Raw genomic sequence first — 22,319 nt, forward strand, 5'->3', positions numbered from 1 at the left:
CTTCCCCCTGTGGGGGAAGACGGTCGCGAAGCGACCCGTAGGGGGCAAGTGCTCGCTGCGCGGTCTCAATAGGGCAGTTGCTCCGGCGCGGGCGTCCCCGGAGCCGGGGTTTCCGCCGCCGGGCCTTCGGGCGCGGCCGAGGGGTCCAGCAGGGCGCCGATCGGGTCGTCGCCGGCCGGGGGCGGGGGCTCGATGACGCCGCCGGGGATCGGGGTGGCCTTCAGGCGCGGCAGGGCCGCGGCCATGAAGTTGCGCCAGATCTCGGCCGGGGCGCCGCCGCCGGTGACCTTCTTCATCGAGGTGTTGTCGTCCTTGCCGGTCCACACCGCCGTGACGAAGCCGCCCGTGTAGCCGACGAACCAGGCGTCGCGGTAATCGCTGGTGGTGCCCGTCTTGCCGGCGATGTCGTAGCCCGCGACCTTGGCCCGCGCGCCGGTGCCGTTGGCCACGACCTGGCGCATCATCTGGTTCATGTACTGCAGCGACGGCGAGCCGATCACCGCCGGGCGCTGGGTCTTGTCGACGCTGTGGTCGTACAGGACCTTGCCGCTGGTGGTGCGGATGCGCTCGATGCCGTAGCCCTTGGCCAGGAAGCCGCCGTTCGAGAACGGGGCGTAGGCCTGGGCCATCTCCATGGGGCTGACCTCGACCGCGCCCAGGGCCATCGACGGGTCCAGCTGGATCTTGCTGGTGATGCCCAGGCGGCGGGCGGTGTTGGCGACGTTGCTGGTGCCCACCTCGCTGGCCAGGCGCGCGGCGACGGTGTTGATCGACTGGGCCAGGGCCGTCTGCAGGGTCATCGGACCCAGGTACTTGTTGGTGTAGTTCTTGGGCTCCCAGTTGCCGATCTTCACCGGCTCGTCGACCACCATGACCGACGGGTTGCGGCCCTGGTCCATGGCGGTCAGGTAGACGAACGGCTTGAAGGCCGACCCGGCCTGGCGGCGGGCGCTGGTGGCGCGGTCGAACTGGGTCTCGCCGTAGTCGGCGCCGCCGACATAGGCGCGGATGCGGCCTTCGCCGTCGATGGCGACCAGGGCCGCCTGCTGCACGCCCTGGGTCTTGTGGCCCTCGACGCCGACCTGGACCGAGCGTTCGGCGGCCACCTGGATCGGCAGGTCCAGGGTGGTCTCGACCACCAGGTCCTCGGTCGGCTCGCCGACCAGCGAGCGCACCTGGGCGTCGACATAGTCGGTGAAGTACTGGGCGCGCTGGTTGGCCAGGGTGGCCGAGACGCGGACGGGTTCGGCGAAGGCCTGATCGCGCTGCTCGGCGGTGATGGCCTTCATCCGCACCATCTCGTCCAGAACGATGGTGGCGCGGCGGGCGGCGCGGTCGCTGGCCGAGACCGGCGAGTAGCGGGCGGGCGCCTTCATCAGGCCGGCCAGCAGGGCGGCCTCGCCGACGGTCAGCTGGCTGGCGGGCTTGTTGAAGTAGCGCTGCGAGGCGGCCTCGATGCCGTAGGCCCCGGCCCCGAAATAGACCCGGTTCATGTAGAGGGCCAGGATCTGCTTCTTGCTGAACTTCAGCTCCAGCCAGACGGCCAGGATCAGCTCCTGGGCCTTGCGGCGATAGTTCTGGGCCGGGCTGAGGAACAGGTTCTTGGCCAGCTGCTGGGTGATGGTCGAGCCGCCGCGCTGGGGTCCGCCCTCGTGGCTGAGGTTCCAGATCAGCGAGCGGGCGATGCCCCAGGGGTTGAAGCCGATGTGGTGGTAGAACTGGCGATCCTCGATCGCCACGAAGGCGGCCGGCACGTATTCGGGCAGGGCGTCCAGGTCGACGGGCGGCGCGTACTGGCTGCCGCGCACGGCCAGCAGGGCGCCGGACCGGTCCAGATAGTTGATCGAGGGCTGGCGCTTGACGTCGTACAGCTTGGAGGTGTCGGGCAGGTCGCTGGCGAACACCGCGAAGAAGGCGACGATGAAGATCAGGCCCCAGACGCCCAGCACCATCGTCCAATAGAGCAACGCCTGCAGCGGCGTGCGCTGAGGTTTCGCCGGCTTGTTCCCGCCGAAGACGCCGTTGGCCATGTCAGTCCTTGATCCCGAAAGGGCGCGAAGTCCCGGGGCCGCGCCGAAATCCGTTTAGCCGAAGCTCACAAAACGCGCGACAAGATTGACGAGGGATGAACGGCCTTCGGTGCGGCCCAGTGGGCGCCTTGCGCGCGGCGCGTGTTCATGGTTCGTTTCAGCCTGTGGTCGCGACCGGGGAGGCTGGCGACCGTCCATGCAGGGGCCGTGCAGCCGATGTCCGCTTTCAAGCCGATTTTGGGGGCCGGATCATGGCGCCGCGCTTGGCCTGGGCTCCGCGCGCTGTCAAAAGACGCCCGTGTACGACCAGCCTGATTCCGTCATCGACCCCTCGCCGCCCTCGCTCGACGCGGCGCGCGAGGTCCTGCGCCGCACGTTCGGCCATTCGGACTTCCGGGGCCTGCAGGCCGGGGTGATCGGCGAACTGCTGGCCGGGCGCAGCGCCCTGGCCGTGCTGCCCACCGGCGGCGGCAAGAGCCTGTGCTACCAGATCCCCGCCCTGGTCCGTCCGGGCCTGGGCCTGGTGGTCTCGCCGCTGATCGCCCTGATGGCCGACCAGGTGGCGGGCCTGCAGCAGGCCGGCGTCGCGGCCGAGCGGCTGGACAGCAACACCCTGCCCGCCGAGCGGGCCGAGATCTGGCGGCGGATCGACGACGGGCGGCTGGACCTGCTGTACCTGTCGCCCGAAGGCCTGATGCAGCCGTCGATGCTGGAGCGGCTGTCGCGCCTGCCCCTGTCGCTGGTCGCCGTCGACGAGGCCCACTGCGTCAGCCAATGGGGCCACGACTTCCGGCCCGAATACCGGATGCTGGGCCGCCTGGCCGAGGTGTTCCCGCACGCCCCGCGCCTGGCCGTCACCGCCACCGCCGACGCGCGGACCCGCGACGACATCCGCGCCGAACTGCGCCTGAAGGGCGCGGCCGAGTTCGTCGACAGCTTCGCCCGCCACGAGCTGGCCCTGAACGCCGAGCGCAAGAAGGGCAAGGGCCACGACCGGGTGATCGAGCTGGTCACCGAGCGGCCCAACCGCGCCGGGGTGGTCTATGCCGGCAGCCGGGACTCGACCGAGAAGCTGGCCGAGAAGCTGATCGCCGAAGGTATCCCCGCCCTGGCCTATCACGCGGGCCTGGACAAGGCCGTGCGCGCCCGGCGGCTGGAGGAGTTCCTGGAGGCCGACGAGGCGGTGATGGTGGCGACCATCGCCTTCGGCATGGGGGTCGACAAGCCCGACGTCCGCTTCGTGATCCACGCCGATCCGCCGGCCGCCATCGAGGCCTATTGGCAGGAGATCGGCCGGGCCGGCCGCGACCGCCAGCCGGCCGAGGGCATCACCCTCTACAGCTCCGCCGACCTGGCCTGGGCCGTGCGCCGCATCGAGGCCCAGAGCGCGCCCGACGAGGTCAAGGCGGTGCAGCTGCGCAAGCTGCGCCAGTTCTACGCCATGCTGGAGGGCGTCACCTGCCGCGCCGCCGCCGTCCGCCGCTATTTCGGCGAGGAGGGGGTCGAGCGCTGCGGGGTCTGCGACATCTGTGTTGCGCCGCCTGTCGGCGTCGATGCGACGCAGGCCGCCCAGAAGGCCCTGTCGGCCGCCCACCGCATGGGCGGACGGTTCGGACGCGGCCGCCTGGTCGACCACCTGCTGGGCAAGACCAAGGACGTGACCCAGGCCGAGGCGACCATGTCGACCTTCGGCATCGGCAAGGAATTCAGCCCCCAGGGCTGGCGCGACCTGATCGACACCCTGGTGTTCGAGGGCCTGCTGCGCGAGGACCCCAACGACGGCCGGCCGCTGATCGGCCTGGGCGACGGCGAGGGCGTGCGCCAGGTCTATCGCGGCGAGCGGCTGGTCTCGCTGCGCCAGCAGCCGATCACCGCCGACGGCCAGGCCCGGTCCGGGGCCGGCAAGACCGCCCGCAAGCGCCAGGCCCTGACCGTGCCGCTGGAGGACCAGGCCCTGTTCGAGGCCCTGCGGAGCTGGCGGCGCGAGGAGGCGGCCCTGCAGCACGTGCCGCCCTATGTGATCTTCCACGACGCCACCCTGGCCGAGATCGCCGCCGCGCGTCCGGCCAACGCCGCGGCCCTGGCCAAGGCCGGCGGCGTGGGCCAGGGCAAGCTCGACCGCTATGGCGAGGCGGTGCTCAAGGTGGTGCGCGACAACTAGAAAAGGACGGCGGCGCCGCAAGCGCGAGAAACGTTTTGCCGCCGGGCGTGTTAAGAGTGTTGACCCCATCTCCTCCATGGATTTCGGCACGGGATTTCGCATGACCGACTTCACGATCAAGACCGCCACACCCGCCAAGACCCGCGCCAAGCGCGCCAAGGCCGCCGTGGACAAGGCCGTCGAGACGGTGACCGAAAAGGCCCACGTCGCCGCCGAGTACGCCGCCGAGAAGGCTGGGGTCGCCCGGTCCTTCGCCGCCGAAAAGGCCGAGGTCGGCAAGGCCTGGAGCATCGAGAAGGCCAAGGCGGCCCACGTGATCGCCGAGGAACGCCCCGTCGCCGTGGCGATCGGCGCGTTCGTGGCTGGCGCGGTGTTCGGCTTCCTGCTGGCCCGCAACTTCGACCGCTAGACCCGGCGTCAGAGCGTTAGCCGCTCGGCGTTGACGCCGGCGGCGCGCAGGGCGGCCAGCCGGGCGAAGGCCAAGGTCAGCGCCTTGCGGCGCGCCGGGGCCAGGGGCGCGACCGGCGCCTCGCGCACGATCGCCCCGCCGAAGCCGTCGGCGACGATCAAGCCCGGCTCCTCGGGCAGGATGCCTTCCGGGAAATCCGGCGACACCGAGAAGTAGAAGGCGTCGCAATAGGGGGCGTATTCGGGCCATTTGCGGTCGACCCGGAAGTCCTCCAACCCCGACTTCACCTCGACGATCAGCACATCCCCCTTCGGCCCCAGGGCCATCAGGTCGGCGCGCCGCCCGTTGGGCAGGGTGACTTCGGCCAGGGGCGCGTAGCCCAGCGACACCAGGAACCGCGCCGCGCCCCGGGTGACGAGGTCGGTGGTCTCGGGCCGCGTTCGGAGATCGACGATGATGTCCATGCCGAAAACATGTTCCAGCTTTGTTCGCCTGACAAGTGTGATGTGACGCCGCTAGCCTGACCGGGAAGCGTCACAGTCAGATCGGTCCCATGAGCCTCACCGCCATCCTCATCAATATGCTGCCCATCTTCCTGCTGATCGGCGTGTGGATCTTCTTCATGAAGAAGATGGGCAAGGCCTCGCCGGCGGTGACCACCCAGCTGGACTGCATGACCGCCCAGCTCGAGGAGACCCGACGGATGAACCAGACGCTGGAGCGGATCGCCGTCGCCCTGGAAGAGCGCCGAGGCGCCTAGCGCGACCCGTGCCGGGTCACCCGCAGCCTGGAGGTGTCGTAGCCCATCGCCCGGGCCCGGTCGGTCAGGGCGCTGAGCTGGGCCGGCGTCGGCGGTTCGCGGGTCAGTAGCCACAGATAGCGGCCCGAGCCCTCGCCGACGATCGACCAGCTGTAGTCGTCGGCGTGGTCCAGCACCCAGTAGTCGCCCAGGAAGAACGGGCCGAAGAACGAGACCTTCAGCTTGGCCGAGGTGGTCGCATCGGCGACCTTGGCCTTGCCCTCGCTGACCTTGGCCGGGCCGGTCGGGCCGCCCTGACGGCAGGTGTTGAGCACCCGGATCAGGCCGTCGGGGCGTTTGGAGTACTCGGCCGTGACGCCGTCGCAGCCCTTTTCGAACCGCATGTCGTAGCGGGCCGCCTCGTACCAGCGCCCGGCGTAGCGTTCGAGATCGACCGCCTTGGCCGGCTGGGGCGGATGCGGATTGCCGCTGGGCGGGGCCATGCAGGCGGCGACGGCGACCGCGGTCAGCAGCAGGGCGGCGACGAGGCCGGAGGCGTGGAGCGTCCGCATCTCAGGCCGGCGGCTGCTGCGGATATTCCAGCTTGGCGTAGCCGAGGCTCTTCACCCGCTCCAGGGCCTGGGCCTTGACCCCGTCGCTCAGCACCGGCCGACGGGCCAGCAGCCAGACATAGTTGCCGCCCGGCGTGGCCATGATCGCCCACGAATGGTCGTCGGCGCAGTCCAGCACCCAGTATTCCTGCTTCTTCAGCCCGCCCAGGAAGCTCATGGTGAAGCGGGTGTTCTGGCTGCCCGCCAGGATCTTGCCGGTGGTGTCGAACGCCTTGGCCGCGCCGCTGGCCGAGCCCCTTCGGCAGACCTGGTGGACGGCGAAGCCGTCGGCGCCCTTGCCGGTGAACTCGGTGGTCGGGGCCTCGCAGTCGCGCTGGCCGGCGTTGGGCGTGCGGGCGATCTCGTACCACTTGCCCGAATAGAAGCTGGTCGGGATGGCCTTGGCCGGCGGCTTGGCGGCCGCCAGCGCGCCCCCGCCCGCGAACAGGCCCGCGGCGAGCAGGCTGACGGCGATCGAGATCGAAAGACTGCGCATGACGCCCACCTTGCCCCACAAGTCGTCCACAACGCAAAACGCCCCGCCGGGGTTCCCTTGCGGGGGTCCCGGCGGGGCGTTTCGTTCAGGCGGGCAGGAGGCCTATTCGGCGGCGATGGTCACCGGCGCGACGCGGTCCTTGAAGTTGATGGCCTGCAGGTGGCGGATGCCTTCCTCGGCGATGTCGTCGCCGACCATGCGGTCGCCCTCGCCCTTCAGCTCCTCGATGTCCACGTACATGGCGTAGAACGCCTTGGTGCGGTCGGTGATGATGCCGGCGTTGAGCAGGGTCTTCACCAGCACCCGGAAGATGTTGGTCTGCTCCTTCATGTTCTCCCGACGCAGGTCGTCGGTCATGATCTTCCCGTACTCCTCGACCACCTTGTCGGGGTCCAGGCCGAACTCGCGATAGAGGTCCAGCTGCTGGTGCGGCGAGACCAGGTTGAACAGCAGGGTCTGGAAGCAGTGGGCCGCCCAGTCCTCGATGATCGCGTGCTCCTCGGGGCTCAGCTTGGGCACCGTGCGGTCGGCCCAGATCTTCCCGAACTTGTGGTGGAAGGCCTCGTCGGTCATCACCAGCTGCAGCAGCTTCTTGCCGACCGGGTCGTTGATATTGTTGAAGAAGGTGGCGAAGGCGCCCATGGCCAGGCCTTCCACCAGCATCTGCATGCCGATGATCTTCTTGTAGACCTCGGGCGCGCCGATGATCTCGACCAGCAGGGTCTTCAGGGCCGGGCCGCATTCGACCGGCTTGCCCCAGCGGGCCTTGATGTACTTGGCGAAGGCCGTGACGTGGCGGGCCTCTTCGCGGGTCTGGTTGGCGGCGTATTCCTGGGCGCCCTGGTCTTTGAGCACGTGGCACAGGCTGGCCGACAGGTTCAGCGCGCCCTGCTCGCCGTGCAGGATCGACGAGAAGCTGCGCAGCACCGACTGGTTGATGAAGCGGATGCGCTGCTTGGGATCGGAAAGGTGGTTGGAGACGTAGTCGGTGGACAGGGCGATCACCAGGTCCTCGGGAACCAGCGCCTGGTTCTCCATGTCGAACGGTTCGTCGAAATCGATATAGGCCTTGTCCAGCGGGTCCCAGAAGTGGTCGTGGGTGGCCGAGATGATCTTGTCGAAGGCGCTGGAGCGGTTGCCGTAGCGGTCGAGTTCGAGCATCGACTCGAAGTCGTCCGGCGCCACCGCGTCGTACATGGCGTCCTTGGTGATGTTCTTGTCCGTCGCGCTGGTCATCCTTGGGGGCTCCTCGCCTAAAAGGGGCTGGACAGGCCCCGTCTAACGCGGGTCTCTGGCCTATCTAAACACTGTCAACTCAAAGACGCGGCGGGGTCAAATTAAAAATGACGACTGCGTCAGGTTCGCAAATGGGCCCGGGGCCCCTGGGGAAAGCACGGCCATGGGGCTCAACGTCTTCGTCCTGACCGGCGCCGGCATCTCGGCCGAGAGCGGCCTGGGCACCTTCCGCGACACCAGCGGCATCTGGACCCAGTACGACCTCAACGAGGTGGCCACGCCCGAGGGCTTCGCCCGCGACCCGGCCAAGGTGCGGGCCTTCTACAACGCCCGGCGGGCCAACCTGGCGAACGCGGCGCCCAATGCGGCGCACACGGCCCTGGCCCGGCTGCAGGCGGGACTGGCCGCCAAGGGCGGGCGTCTGTTCCTGTGCACCCAGAACGTCGACGACCTGCACGAGCAGGGCGGCTGCGTCGACGTGGTCCATATGCACGGCGAGCTGCGGGTGACGCGCTGCCACGCCTGCGGGGCGACCTGGCCCGACCTGGAGCCGCTGAGCGCCGACAGCGGCTGCCTGGCCTGCGGTCGCGTCGGGACCGCCCGCCCGCACGTGGTGTGGTTCGGCGAGGAGCCGCTGTTCCTGGACGCGATCGGCGACGCCCTGGAGGAGTCCGACCTGTTCGTATCGATCGGCACCTCCGGCTCGGTCTATCCGGCCGCCGGCTTCGTGGCCGAGGCGCGGCGGCTGGGCCTTCGGACCTGCGAGCTGAACCTGGAGCCCTCGGACAACGCCCGGGCCTTCGACGAGCGGCGGTATGGACCGGCGACGGAGGTGGTGCCGGCCTGGGTGGAGGAGGTGCTGGGCGGGTAGGACCTCACCCTAGTCGCGTATCCACCCATCGAAGTAATCGGTCTCGGTGAAAAGGTCGGGTTCGCTGGAAACGACCGCCAGCGTGGCGTCGGGAGACACGGGCGCCTTGTCCTCATGACGCAGGCAGATGAACGCCTGGCCATCCCAACCGAAGGTTACCGCTCGGCAGGTCGCTGCCGATCGGACCGTGCCAGCACATACAGCGTTCGGGTCGATCGATCGCCGTATGCGGTCTAGCAAGTCCTCTTCCGACAGGAGGGGGATCAGGTGCGGTTCGGCCAGGTCTTCGTGAAAATGGCCCGCATCGGCGGCCGCTCCGGGATCGCGCCAATCGACGACGAACTGGAAGACGTCTCCTCCACTCCGCAGGCTGTCGAATGTCATCTTGGCGATCAGCGAAATGGACGCCTGCGTCCTTTCGGCCGGAACGTCATCACCATAGAGCTCGAACGCGGGAAAAATCGCATAGGCCTTCATGCCGTCAATCCGTCGGCCATGGTCGAGGTTCGCAACAGCGTCACGACGCTCCTACCCCTCCAGCCCCGCCAGCACCTTCGGATCCCGTTTCGCCAGCTCTACGATCCGTTCGATCAGGGCGTCCTTGCTCTCCAGCGCCAGACCGTCCCTCAGCCGCGCCAGGCGCTCGCGGACATAGCCCCGCCCCGTGCCGTCCAGCAGGTTGGCCGCCACGACCACGGCCGCTTGGTGCTTGCAGGCCCCGAACTTGTCGAAGCCCGGGCAGGTGCAGGCGCCCTCGCCGTCGGGGGCGCGCAGGGCGACGACATAGAGCTCGCCGGTGCTGCCGGTGACGTGGGCGGTGACCACGTCGTCCTCGATGGCGATCAGGTCGACGGCGCCGGCCTCGGCCATGGCCGCGCCGCTCTCGAACCAGCGTTCGTCCATGCGCCCGCGCCAGGCTTCGGCGTCAAAAAGCGTGTCGCCGTGGCTCATGCGTCGTCCTCGATGCGGTGGATGTCGTCGTCCGACAGGCCGAAATGGTGGCCGATCTCGTGGACCAGCACGTGGGCGATCAGTTCGCCCAGGGTGACGTCGCCGCGCTCGCACCATTCGTCCAGGATCGGGCGGCGGTACAGGAACACCATCGACGGCTGCGGCGTGGGGTCGAACAGCGAGCGGCGGGCCAGATCGACGCCCTGGTAAAGGCCGGTCAGCTCGAACGGGTCCTCGATGCCCAGGTCGTCCAGCACCTCGTCGGAGGCGAAGTCGTCGACGCGGAACACCACGTCGCCGGCCTGGCGGCGGAAGTCGGCGGGCAGGTCGTCGAAGGCCCAGCGCGCCAGGGCGGCGAAGTCGTCCAGCGAGGGGGCCATGCGGTCGGTCCAGGTCATGGTCGGTACATAGGCCGGAGGGACCGCGCCGGAAAGCCTCCGCGACAGCCACGCTCATCGCGCTCTGGCCACGCGCGGCCTAATCTGTGAAGCTGATTCGCTAACCATGACCGTAGCCAGGGGCCGACGCCAAGCCTGATGACCTCGTCCGACCTGATCTTGGCCGCGACGGCCGGCGCGGTCTGCCTCGCCCTTTGCGCCACCCTGTGGGCGATGTCGCAGCGGCGGCGCTTCGAGGACCACCTCGCCCGCCTGAAGGCCCGCGCCGTCCGCCTGGAGACCCGGCTGATGGACAGCCAGGGCGCGGCCGAGGCCTTCGAGAGCGCCGTGGTCGTCCTCCACGACGACGGCGTCGACCTGGTGTCCGGCGAGGACGCCCTGGCCGCGTGCGCCGAGATCCTCGACGTCGCCGCCGACGCCCAGGCCGTGGTCCTGGCCCTGACCGAGGCCGATCCGTCCCACGCCCAGAAGCTGAAGGCCCTGTTCGAGCAGGGCCAGTCCTGCGCCTTCGAGGCCCGCGGCCCGCGCGGCGGCGTGGTGGTCGAGGGCCGGGCGGCGGGGACCCGCGCCTGGCTGCGCCTGTGCGCGGCGGCCGCCAGCGAGACCGGCCTGCCGGACGCCGGACGCTTCGCCGCCTTCATGGACGGCCTGGTCGAGCCGGCCTGGATCTCGGGCGCCGACGGCGCGCCGGTCTGGGGCAACGCGGCCTATCTGCGGGTGGTGGGGGTCGAGACGGCCGCCGACGCCTCGCGCGACAACAAGTCGATCGACCGGGCCGCCGACGCCCTGGCGGTCGAGGCCGCCAAGGCCGGCGAGCTGCGCGAATTGGTCCGCTGGGTGCCGCTGGACGGCCGCCGCCGGGCCCTGCGCTTCTCGGCCCAGCCGCTGGACGGCGGCGGAGTCGGGGTGTTCAGCAGCGACGTCACCGAGGTCGAGGACATGCGCGACGCGCTGAAGAAGCACGTCGCCGCCCACGACGAGACCCTGAACCACATCGCCGACGCGGTGGCGATCTTCAGCGCCGGCCGCCGCCTGGCCTTCCACAACACCGCCTTCGCCGAACTGTGGGGCCTGGAGCCGGCCTGGCTGGCCGAGCGCCCGACCCACGGCGAGGTGCTGGACCGCCTGCGCCAGCGCCGCCGCCTGCCCGAGACGGTCGACTACGCCAAGTGGAAGGCGGCGGAACTGGCCCGCTACGAGGACCTGGGCCCCCAGGCCGACGAGATGTGGGACCTGCCCGACGGCCGCACCCTGCGCGTCGTGCGCCAGCCCCACCCGCTGGGCGGCATGCTGGTGCTCTATTCCGACATCACCGGCGAGCTGCGGCTGAAGGCCCAGTACAACGCCCTGATCCAGGTGCAGCAGGCCACGCTGGACAAGCTGAACGACGCCGTGGCGGTGTTCGGCTCGGACGGCCGCCTACGCCTGCACAACGAGGCCTTCGAGACCTTCTGGAACGTCTCGGCCCAGGCCCTGGAGGCGGCGGTCGATTTCGAGGGCGTGGTCGAGCTGTGCGTGCCGCGCCTGCACGACCTGAGCTTCTGGCGCGAGCTGAAGGGCCGGGTGGCCGATCCCGACCCGCAGATGCGCGCCCCCACCTCGGGCGAGACCCGCACCTCGGACAACCGCATCATCGTCTATCAGAGCCGCCCGCTGCCCGACGGCGCCACCCTGATCGCCTTCGCCGACGTCACCGACACCCGCCAGCTGGAAAGCGCCCTGGCCGACCGCTCGGCGGCCCTGACCGAGGCCGAGCGGCTGAAGCGCGATTTCGTCGGCAACGTCTCCTACGAGCTGCGCACGCCGCTGACGACGATCATCGGCTATTCGGAGCTGCTGGAGCGGGCCGACGGCCTGACCGAGCGCGGGCGGGGCCACGTGGCCTCGGTGCGCGCCGCCGCCACCCAGCTGGCCCGCTCGATCGACGACGTGCTGGACATGGCCCAGATCGACGCCGGCGAGATGGCGCTGGAGATCGAGGACATCCGCGTGGCCGGCCTGCTGGCCGACGCCCAGGAGCGTTCGCTGAACGCCGCCCAGATCGGCGGGGTCACCCTGTCGGTCGAATGCGACAAGGACGTCGGCCTGATCCGCGGCGACCACAAGCGCCTGTCGCAGATCCTGGACCACCTGATCGAGAACGCCCTGCGCCAGACCCCGCCGGACGGGGTGGTCACCCTCTCGGCCCGCCGGGCCCTGGGCGAGGTGCGGCTGGACGTGTCGGACACCGGCCGGGGCGTGCCCTTCCACGTCCAGGCCCACATCTTCGATCGGTTCGTGGGCCGGGATCGCGGCGGGCCGGGCCTGGGCCTGGCCCTGGTCAAGGCGCTGGTCGAGCTGCACGGCGGCTGGGTGGCGCTGGAAAGCGAACCCGGCGCGGGCTCGACGTTCACGTGCCACCTGCCGGAGACCCAGCAGCCGGGGGCGGCGCAGCCGGAGTTCGGGTTCTAAGGCAAGGTTTGGGCGGCGAACACTTGCCCCCTACGGACCGCTTCGCGGTCGTCTTCCCCCGAAGGGGGGGAAGAGCGTTCGGCTCCGCCCCCTTCGGGGGCGGATAGACGGCGAAGCCGTCAGGTGGGGGCAAGTGGGTGAGCCACCGCCCCCAAAAAGACAATCCTAGTGCTGGCTTTCCGGCAGCCGCACCACCAGTCCGTCCAGGGCGTCGCTCACCTTGATCTGGCACGACAGGCGGCTGTTCGGCTCGACGTTCTCGGCGAAGTCCAGCATCGACTCTTCCATGGCCGACTTCTCGCCGGTCTTGTCCAGCCAGGCGTCGTCCACATAGACGTGGCAGGTGGCGCAGGCGCAGGCGCCGCCGCAGTCGGCGTCGATGCCCGGCACGTTGTTCTTCACGGCGCCTTCCATGACCGTCAGGCCCGGCTTGACGTCGATGACGTGGTCCGTGCCGTCGTGCTCGATGTAGGTGATCTTGGCCATGGGTCCCCTGAACTGGCTTTTGAACGGTCGTTTTACGCCGCTACTTCTTTCATGGAAATCGTGGTGTCCGCCAGCTTCTCGATGCTGACGGGCGTGCGTTTGGCGATCAGCTGCTTGCCGGCCATGAATTCGGGCGGCGCGTTGACCGCCTCGACGGCCTGGACCAGGTCGCCCTTCAGGTGGAAGACGGCGAACTTGGCGGCCGCCACGTCGCCGCGCACCACCTGGCGGTCGGTGTCGAACGGCAGGCCGGCGATCTGCAGTTTCAGGTCGTACTGGTCGGACCAGAACCACGGGATCTCGTGCGGCGGCATGGCCTTGCCGGCGATGGCGGCGGCGGCCTGCTTGGCCTGCTCCAGGGCGTTGGGCACGCTCTCCAGGCGGAACTGGCGGTCGTAGGTGGGCAGGGGCCGGTGGGTCAGGTCGCCGATCGCGAACACGAACGGGTCGGCCGTGCGGGCCTCGATATCGACCACCACGCCGTTGGCGCACTCCAGGCCCGCGTCGCGGGCCAGCTCCTCGTTCGGGACCGCCCCGACCCCGACCAGGGCCGCGTCGCAGGCGATGACCGCGCCGTCGGCCAGCCGCACGCCGGTGACGTGGCCGTCGACCCCGTCGAAGCCCGCCACATTGGCGTCCAGCACGAAGGTCACGCCGCGTTCGCCGTGATAGTCCTGGAAGAAGTTGGAGAGGGTCTCGCAGGCCACCCGGGCCAGGACGCGGGGCTCGCGCTCGATGATCGTGGCGTGGCCGCCCAAGGCCATGGTCGAAGCCGCCGCCTCCAGGCCCACATAGCCGCCGCCCACCACCGCCAGCCGCTTGCCGGGGCCCAGGGCCGCCTTCAGGGCCTCGGCGTCGGCCGCCGTGCGCAGGGCCAGAACGCCGGCCAGGTCGGCGCCGGGGATCGGCAGGGCCCGGGCCCGGGCGCCGGTGGCCAGGATCAGGTAGTCGTAGGGCAGGGTCTCGCCCGAGGCGAGGCTGACGGTCTTGGCGCCGCGGTTGATCGACACGACCACCCCGCCCAGGCGCAGCGAGACGCCGGCCTCCTCGTACCAGCTGCTGGGCTTGAGCTGCAGGCTGTCGGCGTCAGCCTCGCCCTTCAGCCAGGCCTTGCTGAGCGGCGGGCGCTGATAGGGCAGCAGGGGCTCGTCGCCGATCAGCACGATCGGGCCGACATGGCCGTACTGGCGGAGGAAGGCCGCGGCCGAACCGCCGGCGTGGCCGGCGCCGACGATGACGACGCGGGCGTTCAGATCCCCGGTTCCAGCTTCACTCCCAATGCCGCTCAACGCCAAAGTCCTCCCGTTCGAGCAAAGATGACGGTGGCGTCACCTTTTTGCAAGCCGATCGGCCTTGGGCTCGAAGACCAGTTTTTACCGATCTTCTGCGGCGTTTGAAGCACCCTCGTCCCGAGCCCGTCGAAGAACGAGGTAGGGAGGCGTGGTCCTTAGACCACGCGCTCCACCAGCATCTTCTTGATCTCGGCGATCGCCTTGGCCGGGTTCAGGCCCTTCGGGCAGACCTGGGCGCAGTTCATGATCGTGTGGCAGCGATAGAGCTTGAACGGGTCCTCGAGGTTGTCGAGGCGGTCGCCCGTGGCTTCGTCGCGGCTGTCGATCAGCCAGCGGTAGGCGTGCAGCAGGGTGGCCGGGCCCAGGTACTTGTCGCCGTTCCACCAGTAGCTGGGGCACGAGGTCGAGCAGCAGGCGCAGAGGATGCACTCGTAGAGGCCGTCCAGCTTGGAACGGTCTTCCGGCGACTGCTTCCACTCGGTGCGCGGCTCGGGCGTGACGGTGTGCAGCCAGGGCTCGATCGAGGCGTACTGGGCGTAGAACAGCGTCAGGTCCGGGATCAGGTCCTTGACCACCGGCTGCGACGGCAGCGGGCTGATCTGCACGGCCTTGCCGGGCGTGTCGGCGTGGCCGTGGGTGCAGGCCAGGGTGTTGCGGCCGCCGATGTTCATCGCGCACGAGCCGCAGACGCCTTCACGGCACGAGCGGCGGAAGGCCAGCGTCGGGTCGATGGTGTTCTTGATGTAGAGCAGGGCGTCCAGGACCATCGGGCCGCAGGCGTCGACGTCCACCTCGTAGGTGTCCCAGCGCGGGTTGCGGCCGTCTTCCGGGTCGTACCGGTAGACCTTGAACGAACGCGTGTTCTTGGCGCCGGCCGGGGCGGGCCAGGTCTTGCCGTTCTGGACGGTGGAGTTCTTCGGGAGGGTGAGCTGAACCATCGATCGTACCCTCAGTACACGCGTTGCTTCGGCGGGATGTAGTCGATGTCCTTGGACATCGTGTAGCTGTGCACCGGCCGGAAATCGATCTTCACCCGGCCGGTCGACTGGTCGAGCCAGGCCAGGGTGTGCTTCATCCAGTTGGTGTCGTCGCGCGTGGAGAAGTCCTCGCGGGCGTGGGCGCCGCGGCTTTCGGTGCGGTTCACCGCCCCGGCCACGGTGACGACGGCCTGGCCGATCAGGTTGTCGAACTCCAGGGTCTCCATCAGGTCGGTGTTCCACACCAGGCCCCGGTCGCTGACCTTGATGTCCTTGGCCTTGTCCCAGACCGCGCCCAGGCGCTTGACGCCGCTTTCCAGGCTCTCGCCGGTGCGGAACACCGCGGCGTCCTCCTGCATGGCCTTCTGCATCTCCAGACGCAGGGCCGCCGTCGGCGTGCCGCCGTTGGCGTTGCGGAAGCGGTCGAAGCGGGCCAGGTGGCCGTCGGTCATGCTGTCCTTCAGCTCGGGCTGGGTGGCGCCGGGCGTCAGGATCTCGGCGCAGCGCAGGGCCGCCGCGCGGCCGAACACCACCAGGTCGATCAGGCTGTTAGAGCCCAGGCGGTTGGCGCCGTGCACCGACACGCAGGCCGCCTCGCCCACGGCCATCAGGCCGGGGATAACCTGGTCGGGATTGTCGCCCGACTTGGTCACGACCTCGCCGTGATAGTTCGTGGGGATGCCGCCCATGTTGTAGTGGACGGTCGGCAGGACCGGGATCGGCGCCTTGGTCACGTCGACGCCGGCGAAGACCTTGGCGGTCTCCGAGATGCCGGGCAGGCGCTCGTGCAGGATCTTCGGGTCCAGGTGGTCCAGGTGCAGGAAGATGTGGTCCTTGTTGGGGCCCACGCCGCGGCCTTCGCGGATCTCGATGGTCATGGCCCGGCTGACCATGTCGCGCGGGGCCAGGTCCTTCACCGACGGGGCGTAGCGCTCCATGAAGCGCTCGCCCTCCGAGTTGGTGAGGTAGCCGCCCTCGCCGCGGGCGCCCTCGGTGATCAGGCAGCCGGCGCCGTAGATGCCGGTGGGGTGGAACTGCACGAATTCCATGTCCTGCAGCGGCAGGCCGGCGCGCAGCGCCATGGCGTTGCCGTCGCCCGTGCAGGTGTGGGCCGAGGTGGCCGAGAAGTAGGCGCGACCGTAGCCGCCGGTGGCCAGGATGACCATCTGGGCCTGGAACCGGTGCAGGGTGCCGTCGTCCAGCTTCCAGGCGGTGACGCCCCGGCAGACGCCGTCTTCCATGATCAGGTCGAGGGCGAAGTACTCGATGAAGAACTCGGTGTCGTGGGCCAGGGACTGGCCGTACATCGTGTGCAGCATGGCGTGACCGGTGCGATCGGCCGCCGCGCAGGTGCGCTGGATCGGGCCTTCGCCGAAGTTCTTGGTCATGCCGCCGAAGGCGCGCTGATAGATCTTGCCGTCCACGGTGCGCGAGAACGGCACGCCCCAGTGCTCCAGCTCGTAGACCGCCGCCGGCGCGTTGCGGGTCAGGTACTCGATGGCGTCCTGGTCGCCCAGCCAGTCCGAGCCCTTGACGGTGTCGAACATGTGCCAGCGCCAGTCGTCCTGGCCCATGTTGCCCAGCGAGGCCGAGATCCCGCCCTGGGCGGCGACCGTGTGGCTGCGGGTGGGGAACACCTTGGTGACGCAGGCGGTCTTCAGGCCGGCCTGGGCGCAGCCGAGCGCGGCGCGGAGGCCCGAGCCGCCGGCGCCGACGACGACGACGTCGAAGCGGTGATCAATGAACTTGTAGGCCGACATCAGAGGGCTCCGGTGAAGGCGACCTTGAGGATCGCCACGACCCCAAGAGCGCCGCCGAGGACGCAAACGAAAAGATTGGCGAGGACCAGCACGGTCTTGGTCGTGAAGTCCGGGACGTAGTCCTCGATCACCACCTGCACCGCGCCCTTCAGGTGGACCAGGGCGACGACGATCAGCAGGCTGAGCAGGACGGTGTTGTGCGGGATGGCCACCCATTCGGCGGCGCCGTCGAAGCCGAGGCCGGCCAGGCGCAGGGCGGCGAACACGCCCCACAGGGCCAGCGGGATCAGGGCGATGCCCGAGACGCGCTCGGTGACGAAATGGCCGACGCCGTGGTGCGAGGCGCCCAGGCCGCGGGCCCGGGACATCGGCGTGCGGAAGCGGGCGGAAGACGACTTGGCCATGATCAGAGCGCTCCGGTTTGGGCGGCGATCACCCAGACGACGATCGCGCCGACCACCGCGAAGGCGATGGCGGCCGCGCCGGTCATGTCCGCCGTCTTCGGCGTGAAGCCCTTGCCGGCGTCCCAGAAGGTCTGACGCACGGTGTAGGCGATGTTGTAGAGCACGGCGACGGTCAGGCCGAACAGCACCAGCTTGCCCAGCGGCGAGCCGAGGCAGCCGGTGTAGCAGGCGTAGGCCTGCGGACCCGAGGCCAGGGCCAGGGCCCAGCCGGCCAGCAGCAGCACGCCGACATAGAGGGCGAAGACGGTGGCGCGATGCAGGATCGAGCAGGCCATGGTGATGTGCCAGCGCCAGACTTGCAGGTGCGGCGACAGGGGGCGCTCGGGCAGACCCCCGCTGGTCTCGGTCATGGTTGTGTCCAACCCTTTAGCTTTGTGCGTTGCGGGATGCTTTTAAGCGCGACGCCCCGGGTGTCAACGCGGGCGCCCTTGTTGAGAAACGTTCTCATGACCGAGAGGATGGGCGCGGCGGAATACAGGCGCCGCAGCGCGCGGGGGCGCCCGCAGCGGGTCGATCGCCGTTCGCCGAGCGCGTTCAACCTTTCGTTCAAACCTAGACAGTAAACGGGCCGTTGACCAAGTTGGGGTGCGTTCAATGGCCGCAGGGATTTCAACGGACGCGCCGGCGCCGGCCGGCTGGCGACGGACGCTCGGCGCGCTGTTCGACGTGCTGCGCGTCGCGGGCGGCGACACCGGCGGCATGGGCGCGCGGCTGGTGTTCTCGGCCGTCGTCTTCTGCGCCACCCTGCCCTATTCCAGCGACCACGCGCCGTACTTCTGGATGGCGGCCATGGCCGTCCTGGCCGTCGCCGAGGCGCGGACCACTGCAACGGGACGGGGCGGCGCCGCCGACCTCTTCGCCTGGATGCAGAGCGCCGGCTACGGCCTGGCCGGCTTCTATCTGACCTTCTTCCAGGTCGGCGCGGCCCAGACCTTCGGCGTGACCCTGTACGGCGTGGTCATGTTCGAGATCCTGGTGCGCGACTACGCCCGGCCCAAGCGCCTGCTGACCAACCTGACGCCGATGCTGGTCTCGATGGTCGTGGTCCAGCTGGGGGCCAGCGCCCGGCTGATCCAGCGCGACCAGCCCTGGCGGATCGCCACGGTGCTGGCCACCACCTATCTGGTGTTCCGCGTCTTCCGCTCGCTGCAGATCGACCTGACCCGGGCCCGTCGCGAGCTGGCCGAGGCGCGGGGGCGGGCCGAGGCCGACGCCCGCACCATCCGCGAGGCCCACCGCATCGCTCTGATGGCCGAGGACATGGCCGGGGTCGGCCACTGGCGCATCGACGTGGCCAGCGGCGTGACCACCTGGTCCGAGGGCGTGTTCCGCATCTATGGCCGGGAAACGTCGGCGGGCGTGCCCGACCGCGAGGTGCAGCTGACCCATTTCCCCGCCGACGACCGCCCCCGCTGGCGGGCCGAGCTGGAGAAGGCGGCCGAAACGGGCGAGCCGTTCGAGTTCGAGACCCGCCTGACCCGGGCCGACGGCACGGTGCGCGACATCGTCAGCCACGTGGCGGTCGAGCTGGACGCCGAAGGCCAGGTCGCCACGCTGTTCGGCGCCCTGATGGACGTGACCGAGTCCCGCGCCCGCGAAACCGCCCTGCTGGACGCCAAGCTGCGCGCCGAGGCCGCCGCCGAGGCCAAGGCCGAGTTCCTGGCCAATATGAGCCACGAGATCCGCACGCCGCTCACGGCGATCAACGGCTTTTCCAGCCTGCTGGCCGACATCGACGACCTGTCGCCCGACGCCGGCCTCTATGTCCGGCGGGTCAGGACGGCGGGCATGACCCTGCTGACGGTGGTCAACGACATCCTGGAGTTCTCCAAGCTGGAGTCCGGCCACGTGGCCCTGTCGCCCCAGGCCTTCGCCGTGGCGCCGTTCCTGGACGACGTCATGGCCCTGTTCGCCGAGCAGGCCCGCGCCAAGGACCTGGCCCTGTCGCTGGATCTCGACCCGGGCGTGCCCGCGGCCCTGGCCACCGACGCCAACCGCCTGCGCCAGGTGATCGTCAACCTGGTCAGCAACGCCATCAAGTTCACCGAGGCCGGCGAGGTGCGGGTGGGCGTGCGCCATGCCGACGGCGTCTTGCACGTGTCGGTGCGCGACACCGGCTGCGGCGTGCCCGAGGACAAGCGCGACGGCCTGTTCCAGCGCTTCTTCCAGGCCGACGGCTCGATCAGCCGCCGCTACGGCGGCACGGGCCTGGGCCTTTCGATCTGCAAGGGCCTGGTCGAGCTGATGGGCGGCTCGATCGCCATGGAGCCCGCCCCGGGCGGCGGCTCGATCTTCGCCTTCGACGTCCGCGCCGACGAGGCCGCGGCCGCCCCGACGGGCGCCAACATCGAACGCGCCGGACCCGTCGCCGTTGCCCAGGTCCTGGTCGTCGACGACGTAGCGGTGAACCGCGAACTGGTGCGCGCCATGCTGCAGGCCGTCGGCCACGAGGTCTCGGAGGCCGCCAGCGCGTCCGAGGCCCTGCGCCTGACCGCCTGCGAGCGGTTCGACCTGATCCTGATGGACCTGCAGATGCCGCAGGTCGACGGCTTCACCGCCGCCCGCGCCGTCCGCGCCCAGGACAGCGCCAACCGCGACACCCCGATCATCGCGCTGAGCGCCGACGTCCTGCCCGAACACGTGGCGGCCAGCGCCGAGGCCGGCATGAACGGCCACATCGGCAAGCCGATCTCGCCGGCCGAGCTCCTGGGCGCCGTCGAGCGCTGGACGGGGGTGCGGGTGGGGGGCGAAGACGTCGAACGGGAACAGGCGTAAGGCGGACGTCGCCTTTCCCTCCCCTTTATGGGGAGGGGGGACCAGCGAAGCTGGTGGGTGGGCTTCGCCGCCGCCCTTGAGTCATCAAGCCCCACCCGACCCCTTCGGGGCCACCCTTCCCACAAGGGGGAGGGAAAGCTGGAGAGGCGCCCCTACTCCCGAAACACCGTCAGCGCCGCGTGCTGCAGCAGCATGATGGTCTTGGCGTCGCGGATGCGGCCGTCGGCGACCATGGCCAGGGCCTCGTCGATCGCCAGTTCCAGGACCTCGATGTCCTCGCCCTCGTCGGGATGGCCGCCGCCGTCGCCGATCCGCATCGAGGCGTCGTACGGCGCGACGAAGAAGTGCAGGATTTCGGTCACGGAACCGGGGCTCATGAAGGCCTCGAAGACCTTGGTCACTTCGCCCAGCCGGTAGCCCAGCTCCTCCTCGACCTCGGCGCGGATGCGCACCTCGGGCTCGGCGTCGTCCAGCAGGCCGGCGGCGGCCTCGATCAGCAGGTCGTCGTAGCCGTTGACGAAGGCCGGATAGCGGAACTGCCGGACCAGCAGCACCGTGCGCCGGTCCAGGTCGTAGGGCAGCAGCACCGCCCCGTTGCCGCGGTCGTAGACCTCGCGAGCCTGCGTCTGCCAGGTCCCGTCGCGGCGCTTCCAGTCGAAGGTGGCGGCCTTCAGGACGTACCAGTTGTCGGAGAGCAGCCGGGTCTCGTGGACGCGGACACGGTCCTTCACGCTCATGGGTTCCTCGTCCTCATCACTCTGCCGATCCCAGGCCCATTCTTTTCAACCGTCATCCCGGGCCTTGTGCCCGGGACCCCTCTATCCGCCGCAGGTGCAGCGGTGTGGCGCGCCGGCGCGCCAATCTATCTCACGCGTCAGCTGACCCAGGGGTCCCGGGCACAAGGCCCGGGATGACGGTGATGGGGAAGGCTCCGCGCTCGAATATCGATCAATCCTAGTCCCGCACCCGCGCCACATAATCCGCCGAGCGCATCTCCTGCAGGCGCGACACCGTCCGCTCGAACTCGAACGAGCCGTCGCCGGCCGGATACAGGGCCTCGGGCTCGCCGTGGGCCAGGGCCACCAGCTTGGCGTCGGCCTCGTAGAGGGCGTCGACCAGGGTGTTGAACCGCTTGGCCGCGTCGCGCCGGTCCGGGGTCAGCAGCGGCACGTCCTCGAGGAACAGGGTGTGGAAGCGCTCGGCGATCGCCAGATAGTCCTGCGGCCCCAGGGCCTGCTGGCAAAGACTGGCGAACGAGGCGCGCAACAGGCCGCCGGCGGCGCGCGGGAAGTGCATCTTGCGGCCCAGGACCTCGATCTTGGCGCCGGTCTCCTCAGCGCCGTCCAGCATGTCGGCCCACAGGCGGTCGAACTCGGCGAGGTTGGCCTTGTCGTCCGGGGCCAGCCAGGTGCGGGCGGCGCGCAGGCGGTCCAGCCGGAAATCCACCGGGCCGCGCACGGCCACGATCTCCAGCTTCTCCTTCAGCATCTCGATGAACGGGACGAAGAGCTGGCGGTTGAGGCCGTCCTTGTAGAGGTCGTCCGGCGGCCGGTTGGAGGTGGCCACCAGGGTGACCCCCTGGGCGAACAGGGCCTCGAACAGCCGGCCCAGGATCATGGCGTCGGCGATGTCGGTGACCTGCAGCTCGTCGAAGCACAGCAGGCGGGCGTCGGCGGCGATCAGGTCGGCGGTCGGGGCGATCGGGTCGTCGCCCTTGTGCTGGCCGAAGCGGGCCTTGCGCTCGGCCGCGTCGCCCTTGCGCCAGGCGTTGATGTGCTCGTGCACCTCGGCCATGAACGCGTGGAAGTGGGCGCGGCGCTTCTTGGCGACCGGGGCGCTGTCGAAGAACAGGTCCATCAGCATAGACTTGCCGCGCCCGACCGGTCCCCACAGATAGACGCCCTTCTGGCCCTTGGGCTTGCGGCCGAACAGCGAGAAGCCGGGCTCGCCGGCGTTGTCGAGGTCGGCCTCCAGCCGCGACAGGGCGTCGACCGCGGCGGCCTGCGCGACGTCGGGCTTGATCTCGCCCTGGGCCAGGCGCTCTCGGTAGGCGGTGCGGACGGACGTAGGCATCGCCACGGGGGTTAGCGCGCCGAGGACGGCGGGGGAAGAGCCAACAGCCCACCGAGCCCCATCGCACCTTCTTCCCGTTGTCATCCCGGAAAGCGCGCAGCGCTTGTCCGGGACCCAGGGGCGGCTGCTCCGACTTGGC

At 69.8% G+C, this 22,319-nt stretch carries 22 protein-coding genes; 6 read left to right on the plus strand and 16 right to left on the minus strand.

The window, feature by feature from the left end; all coding sequences use genetic code 11:
* Window positions 1-65: 65 nt before the first annotated feature.
* A complete protein-coding gene (locus WAE60_RS05475) occupies window positions 66-2,030 on the minus strand; it encodes a penicillin-binding protein 1A (protein WP_337685333.1) in 1,965 nt (654 codons plus the stop codon).
* A gap of 322 nt (window positions 2,031-2,352) precedes the next feature.
* Between WAE60_RS05475 and recQ the strand changes: the two genes are divergently transcribed.
* Together recQ and WAE60_RS05485 are read left to right on the plus strand one after the other, a co-directional pair.
* Entirely contained in the window at window positions 2,353-4,191 is a 1,839-nt protein-coding gene (gene recQ, locus WAE60_RS05480; protein ID WP_337685360.1) for a DNA helicase RecQ, read from the plus strand.
* A gap of 100 nt (window positions 4,192-4,291) precedes the next feature.
* Window positions 4,292-4,600: a hypothetical protein gene (locus WAE60_RS05485; protein WP_029909376.1), complete on the plus strand. Its 309-nt coding sequence runs from the start codon at window positions 4,292-4,294 to the stop codon at window positions 4,598-4,600.
* 8 nt (window positions 4,601-4,608) lie between these two features.
* Here WAE60_RS05485 and mmcB read toward each other — a convergent pair whose 3' ends face one another.
* A complete protein-coding gene (mmcB, locus tag WAE60_RS05490) occupies window positions 4,609-5,064 on the minus strand; it encodes a DNA repair putative endonuclease MmcB (protein ID WP_337685334.1) in 456 nt (151 codons plus the stop codon).
* Between the two features lie 89 nt (window positions 5,065-5,153).
* Between mmcB and WAE60_RS05495 the strand changes: the two genes are divergently transcribed.
* Window positions 5,154-5,360 (plus strand): hypothetical protein, encoded by a 207-nt coding sequence (locus WAE60_RS05495; RefSeq protein WP_337685335.1) that lies wholly within the window; start codon window positions 5,154-5,156, stop codon window positions 5,358-5,360.
* Here WAE60_RS05495 and WAE60_RS05500 read toward each other — a convergent pair.
* The 3 genes from WAE60_RS05500 to WAE60_RS05510 all read right to left on the minus strand — a co-directional run bounded on the left by WAE60_RS05500 (window position 5,357) and on the right by WAE60_RS05510 (window position 7,682).
* Window positions 5,357-5,911 carry a lipocalin family protein gene (locus WAE60_RS05500; protein WP_029909386.1) on the minus strand — a complete coding sequence of 185 codons (555 nt, stop codon included), beginning with the start codon at window positions 5,909-5,911 and terminating at the stop codon, window positions 5,357-5,359. The two genes, WAE60_RS05495 and WAE60_RS05500, sit on opposite strands and share 4 nt — an antisense overlap.
* 1 nt (window position 5,912) lies before the next feature.
* Complete coding sequence (locus tag WAE60_RS05505) at window positions 5,913-6,446, minus strand: lipocalin family protein (protein ID WP_337685336.1); 534 nt, start codon at window positions 6,444-6,446, stop codon at window positions 5,913-5,915.
* A 102-nt stretch (window positions 6,447-6,548) separates the two neighbouring features.
* Entirely contained in the window at window positions 6,549-7,682 is a 1,134-nt protein-coding gene (locus tag WAE60_RS05510) for a ferritin-like domain-containing protein (RefSeq protein WP_337685337.1), read from the minus strand.
* Between the two features lie 163 nt (window positions 7,683-7,845).
* On the opposite strand from WAE60_RS05510, the gene WAE60_RS05515 reads away from it, so the two are divergent.
* Entirely contained in the window at window positions 7,846-8,553 is a 708-nt protein-coding gene (locus WAE60_RS05515) for an NAD-dependent deacylase (protein WP_337685338.1), read from the plus strand.
* 9 nt (window positions 8,554-8,562) lie between these two features.
* On the opposite strand, the gene WAE60_RS05520 is transcribed toward WAE60_RS05515, so the two are convergent.
* Genes WAE60_RS05520 through WAE60_RS05530 form a run of 3 tightly spaced genes read right to left on the minus strand, consistent with a single transcriptional unit; the run spans window position 8,563 to window position 9,902 of the window.
* On the minus strand, window positions 8,563-9,030 hold the full coding sequence (locus WAE60_RS05520) for a hypothetical protein (protein WP_337685339.1): 468 nt from the start codon (window positions 9,028-9,030) through the stop codon (window positions 8,563-8,565).
* A 51-nt stretch (window positions 9,031-9,081) separates the two neighbouring features.
* Window positions 9,082-9,504: an SWIM zinc finger family protein gene (locus WAE60_RS05525; protein WP_337685340.1), complete on the minus strand. Its 423-nt coding sequence runs from the start codon at window positions 9,502-9,504 to the stop codon at window positions 9,082-9,084.
* Entirely contained in the window at window positions 9,501-9,902 is a 402-nt protein-coding gene (locus WAE60_RS05530; RefSeq protein ID WP_337685341.1) for a metallopeptidase family protein, read from the minus strand. Before WAE60_RS05530 ends, WAE60_RS05525 begins: the two co-directional genes overlap by 4 nt.
* Window positions 9,903-10,040: 138 nt before the next feature.
* On the opposite strand from WAE60_RS05530, the gene WAE60_RS05535 reads away from it, so the two are divergent.
* Window positions 10,041-12,353, plus strand: coding sequence for a PAS domain-containing sensor histidine kinase (locus WAE60_RS05535; RefSeq protein ID WP_029909406.1), 2,313 nt, complete (start codon window positions 10,041-10,043; stop codon window positions 12,351-12,353).
* Window positions 12,354-12,518: 165 nt separating this feature from the next.
* Here WAE60_RS05535 and WAE60_RS05540 read toward each other — a convergent pair whose 3' ends face one another.
* The 6 genes from WAE60_RS05540 to sdhC all read right to left on the minus strand — a co-directional run bounded on the left by WAE60_RS05540 (window position 12,519) and on the right by sdhC (window position 17,682).
* Window positions 12,519-12,839 carry a 2Fe-2S iron-sulfur cluster-binding protein gene (locus tag WAE60_RS05540; RefSeq protein WP_029909408.1) on the minus strand — a complete coding sequence of 107 codons (321 nt, stop codon included), beginning with the start codon at window positions 12,837-12,839 and terminating at the stop codon, window positions 12,519-12,521.
* A gap of 32 nt (window positions 12,840-12,871) precedes the next feature.
* The gene (locus WAE60_RS05545; RefSeq protein ID WP_337685361.1) at window positions 12,872-14,092 is read right to left on the minus strand and encodes an FAD-dependent oxidoreductase; all 1,221 of its coding nucleotides are present in this window, start codon (window positions 14,090-14,092) and stop codon (window positions 12,872-12,874) included.
* Between the two features lie 194 nt (window positions 14,093-14,286).
* Window positions 14,287-15,069, minus strand: coding sequence for a succinate dehydrogenase iron-sulfur subunit (locus tag WAE60_RS05550; protein WP_029909412.1), 783 nt, complete (start codon window positions 15,067-15,069; stop codon window positions 14,287-14,289).
* An 11-nt stretch (window positions 15,070-15,080) separates the two neighbouring features.
* Window positions 15,081-16,868: a succinate dehydrogenase flavoprotein subunit gene (sdhA, locus tag WAE60_RS05555; protein WP_337685342.1), complete on the minus strand. Its 1,788-nt coding sequence runs from the start codon at window positions 16,866-16,868 to the stop codon at window positions 15,081-15,083.
* The gene (gene sdhD / locus WAE60_RS05560; RefSeq protein WP_029909416.1) at window positions 16,868-17,272 is read right to left on the minus strand and encodes a succinate dehydrogenase, hydrophobic membrane anchor protein; all 405 of its coding nucleotides are present in this window, start codon (window positions 17,270-17,272) and stop codon (window positions 16,868-16,870) included. The genes sdhA and sdhD overlap by 1 nt, the downstream gene beginning before the upstream one ends.
* A gap of 2 nt (window positions 17,273-17,274) precedes the next feature.
* Window positions 17,275-17,682 carry a succinate dehydrogenase, cytochrome b556 subunit gene (gene sdhC / locus WAE60_RS05565; protein ID WP_029909418.1) on the minus strand — a complete coding sequence of 136 codons (408 nt, stop codon included), beginning with the start codon at window positions 17,680-17,682 and terminating at the stop codon, window positions 17,275-17,277.
* A 244-nt stretch (window positions 17,683-17,926) separates the two neighbouring features.
* Here sdhC and WAE60_RS05570 point away from each other — a divergent pair, with 244 nt between their 5' ends.
* Window positions 17,927-20,107, plus strand: a complete 2,181-nt coding sequence (locus WAE60_RS05570) for an ATP-binding protein (RefSeq protein WP_337685343.1) — start codon at window positions 17,927-17,929, stop codon at window positions 20,105-20,107.
* A gap of 152 nt (window positions 20,108-20,259) precedes the next feature.
* On the opposite strand, the gene WAE60_RS05575 is transcribed toward WAE60_RS05570, so the two are convergent.
* The gene (locus tag WAE60_RS05575; RefSeq protein WP_337685344.1) at window positions 20,260-20,844 is read right to left on the minus strand and encodes an NUDIX domain-containing protein; all 585 of its coding nucleotides are present in this window, start codon (window positions 20,842-20,844) and stop codon (window positions 20,260-20,262) included.
* A 217-nt stretch (window positions 20,845-21,061) separates the two neighbouring features.
* Window positions 21,062-22,180: a cell division protein ZapE gene (gene zapE, locus WAE60_RS05580; RefSeq protein WP_029909424.1), complete on the minus strand. Its 1,119-nt coding sequence runs from the start codon at window positions 22,178-22,180 to the stop codon at window positions 21,062-21,064.
* Window positions 22,181-22,319: the final 139 nt, after the last annotated feature.

Source organism: Caulobacter sp. CCG-8 (assembly GCF_037402475.1).
In the GTDB taxonomy this organism is placed as follows: Bacteria; Pseudomonadota; Alphaproteobacteria; order Caulobacterales; family Caulobacteraceae; genus Caulobacter.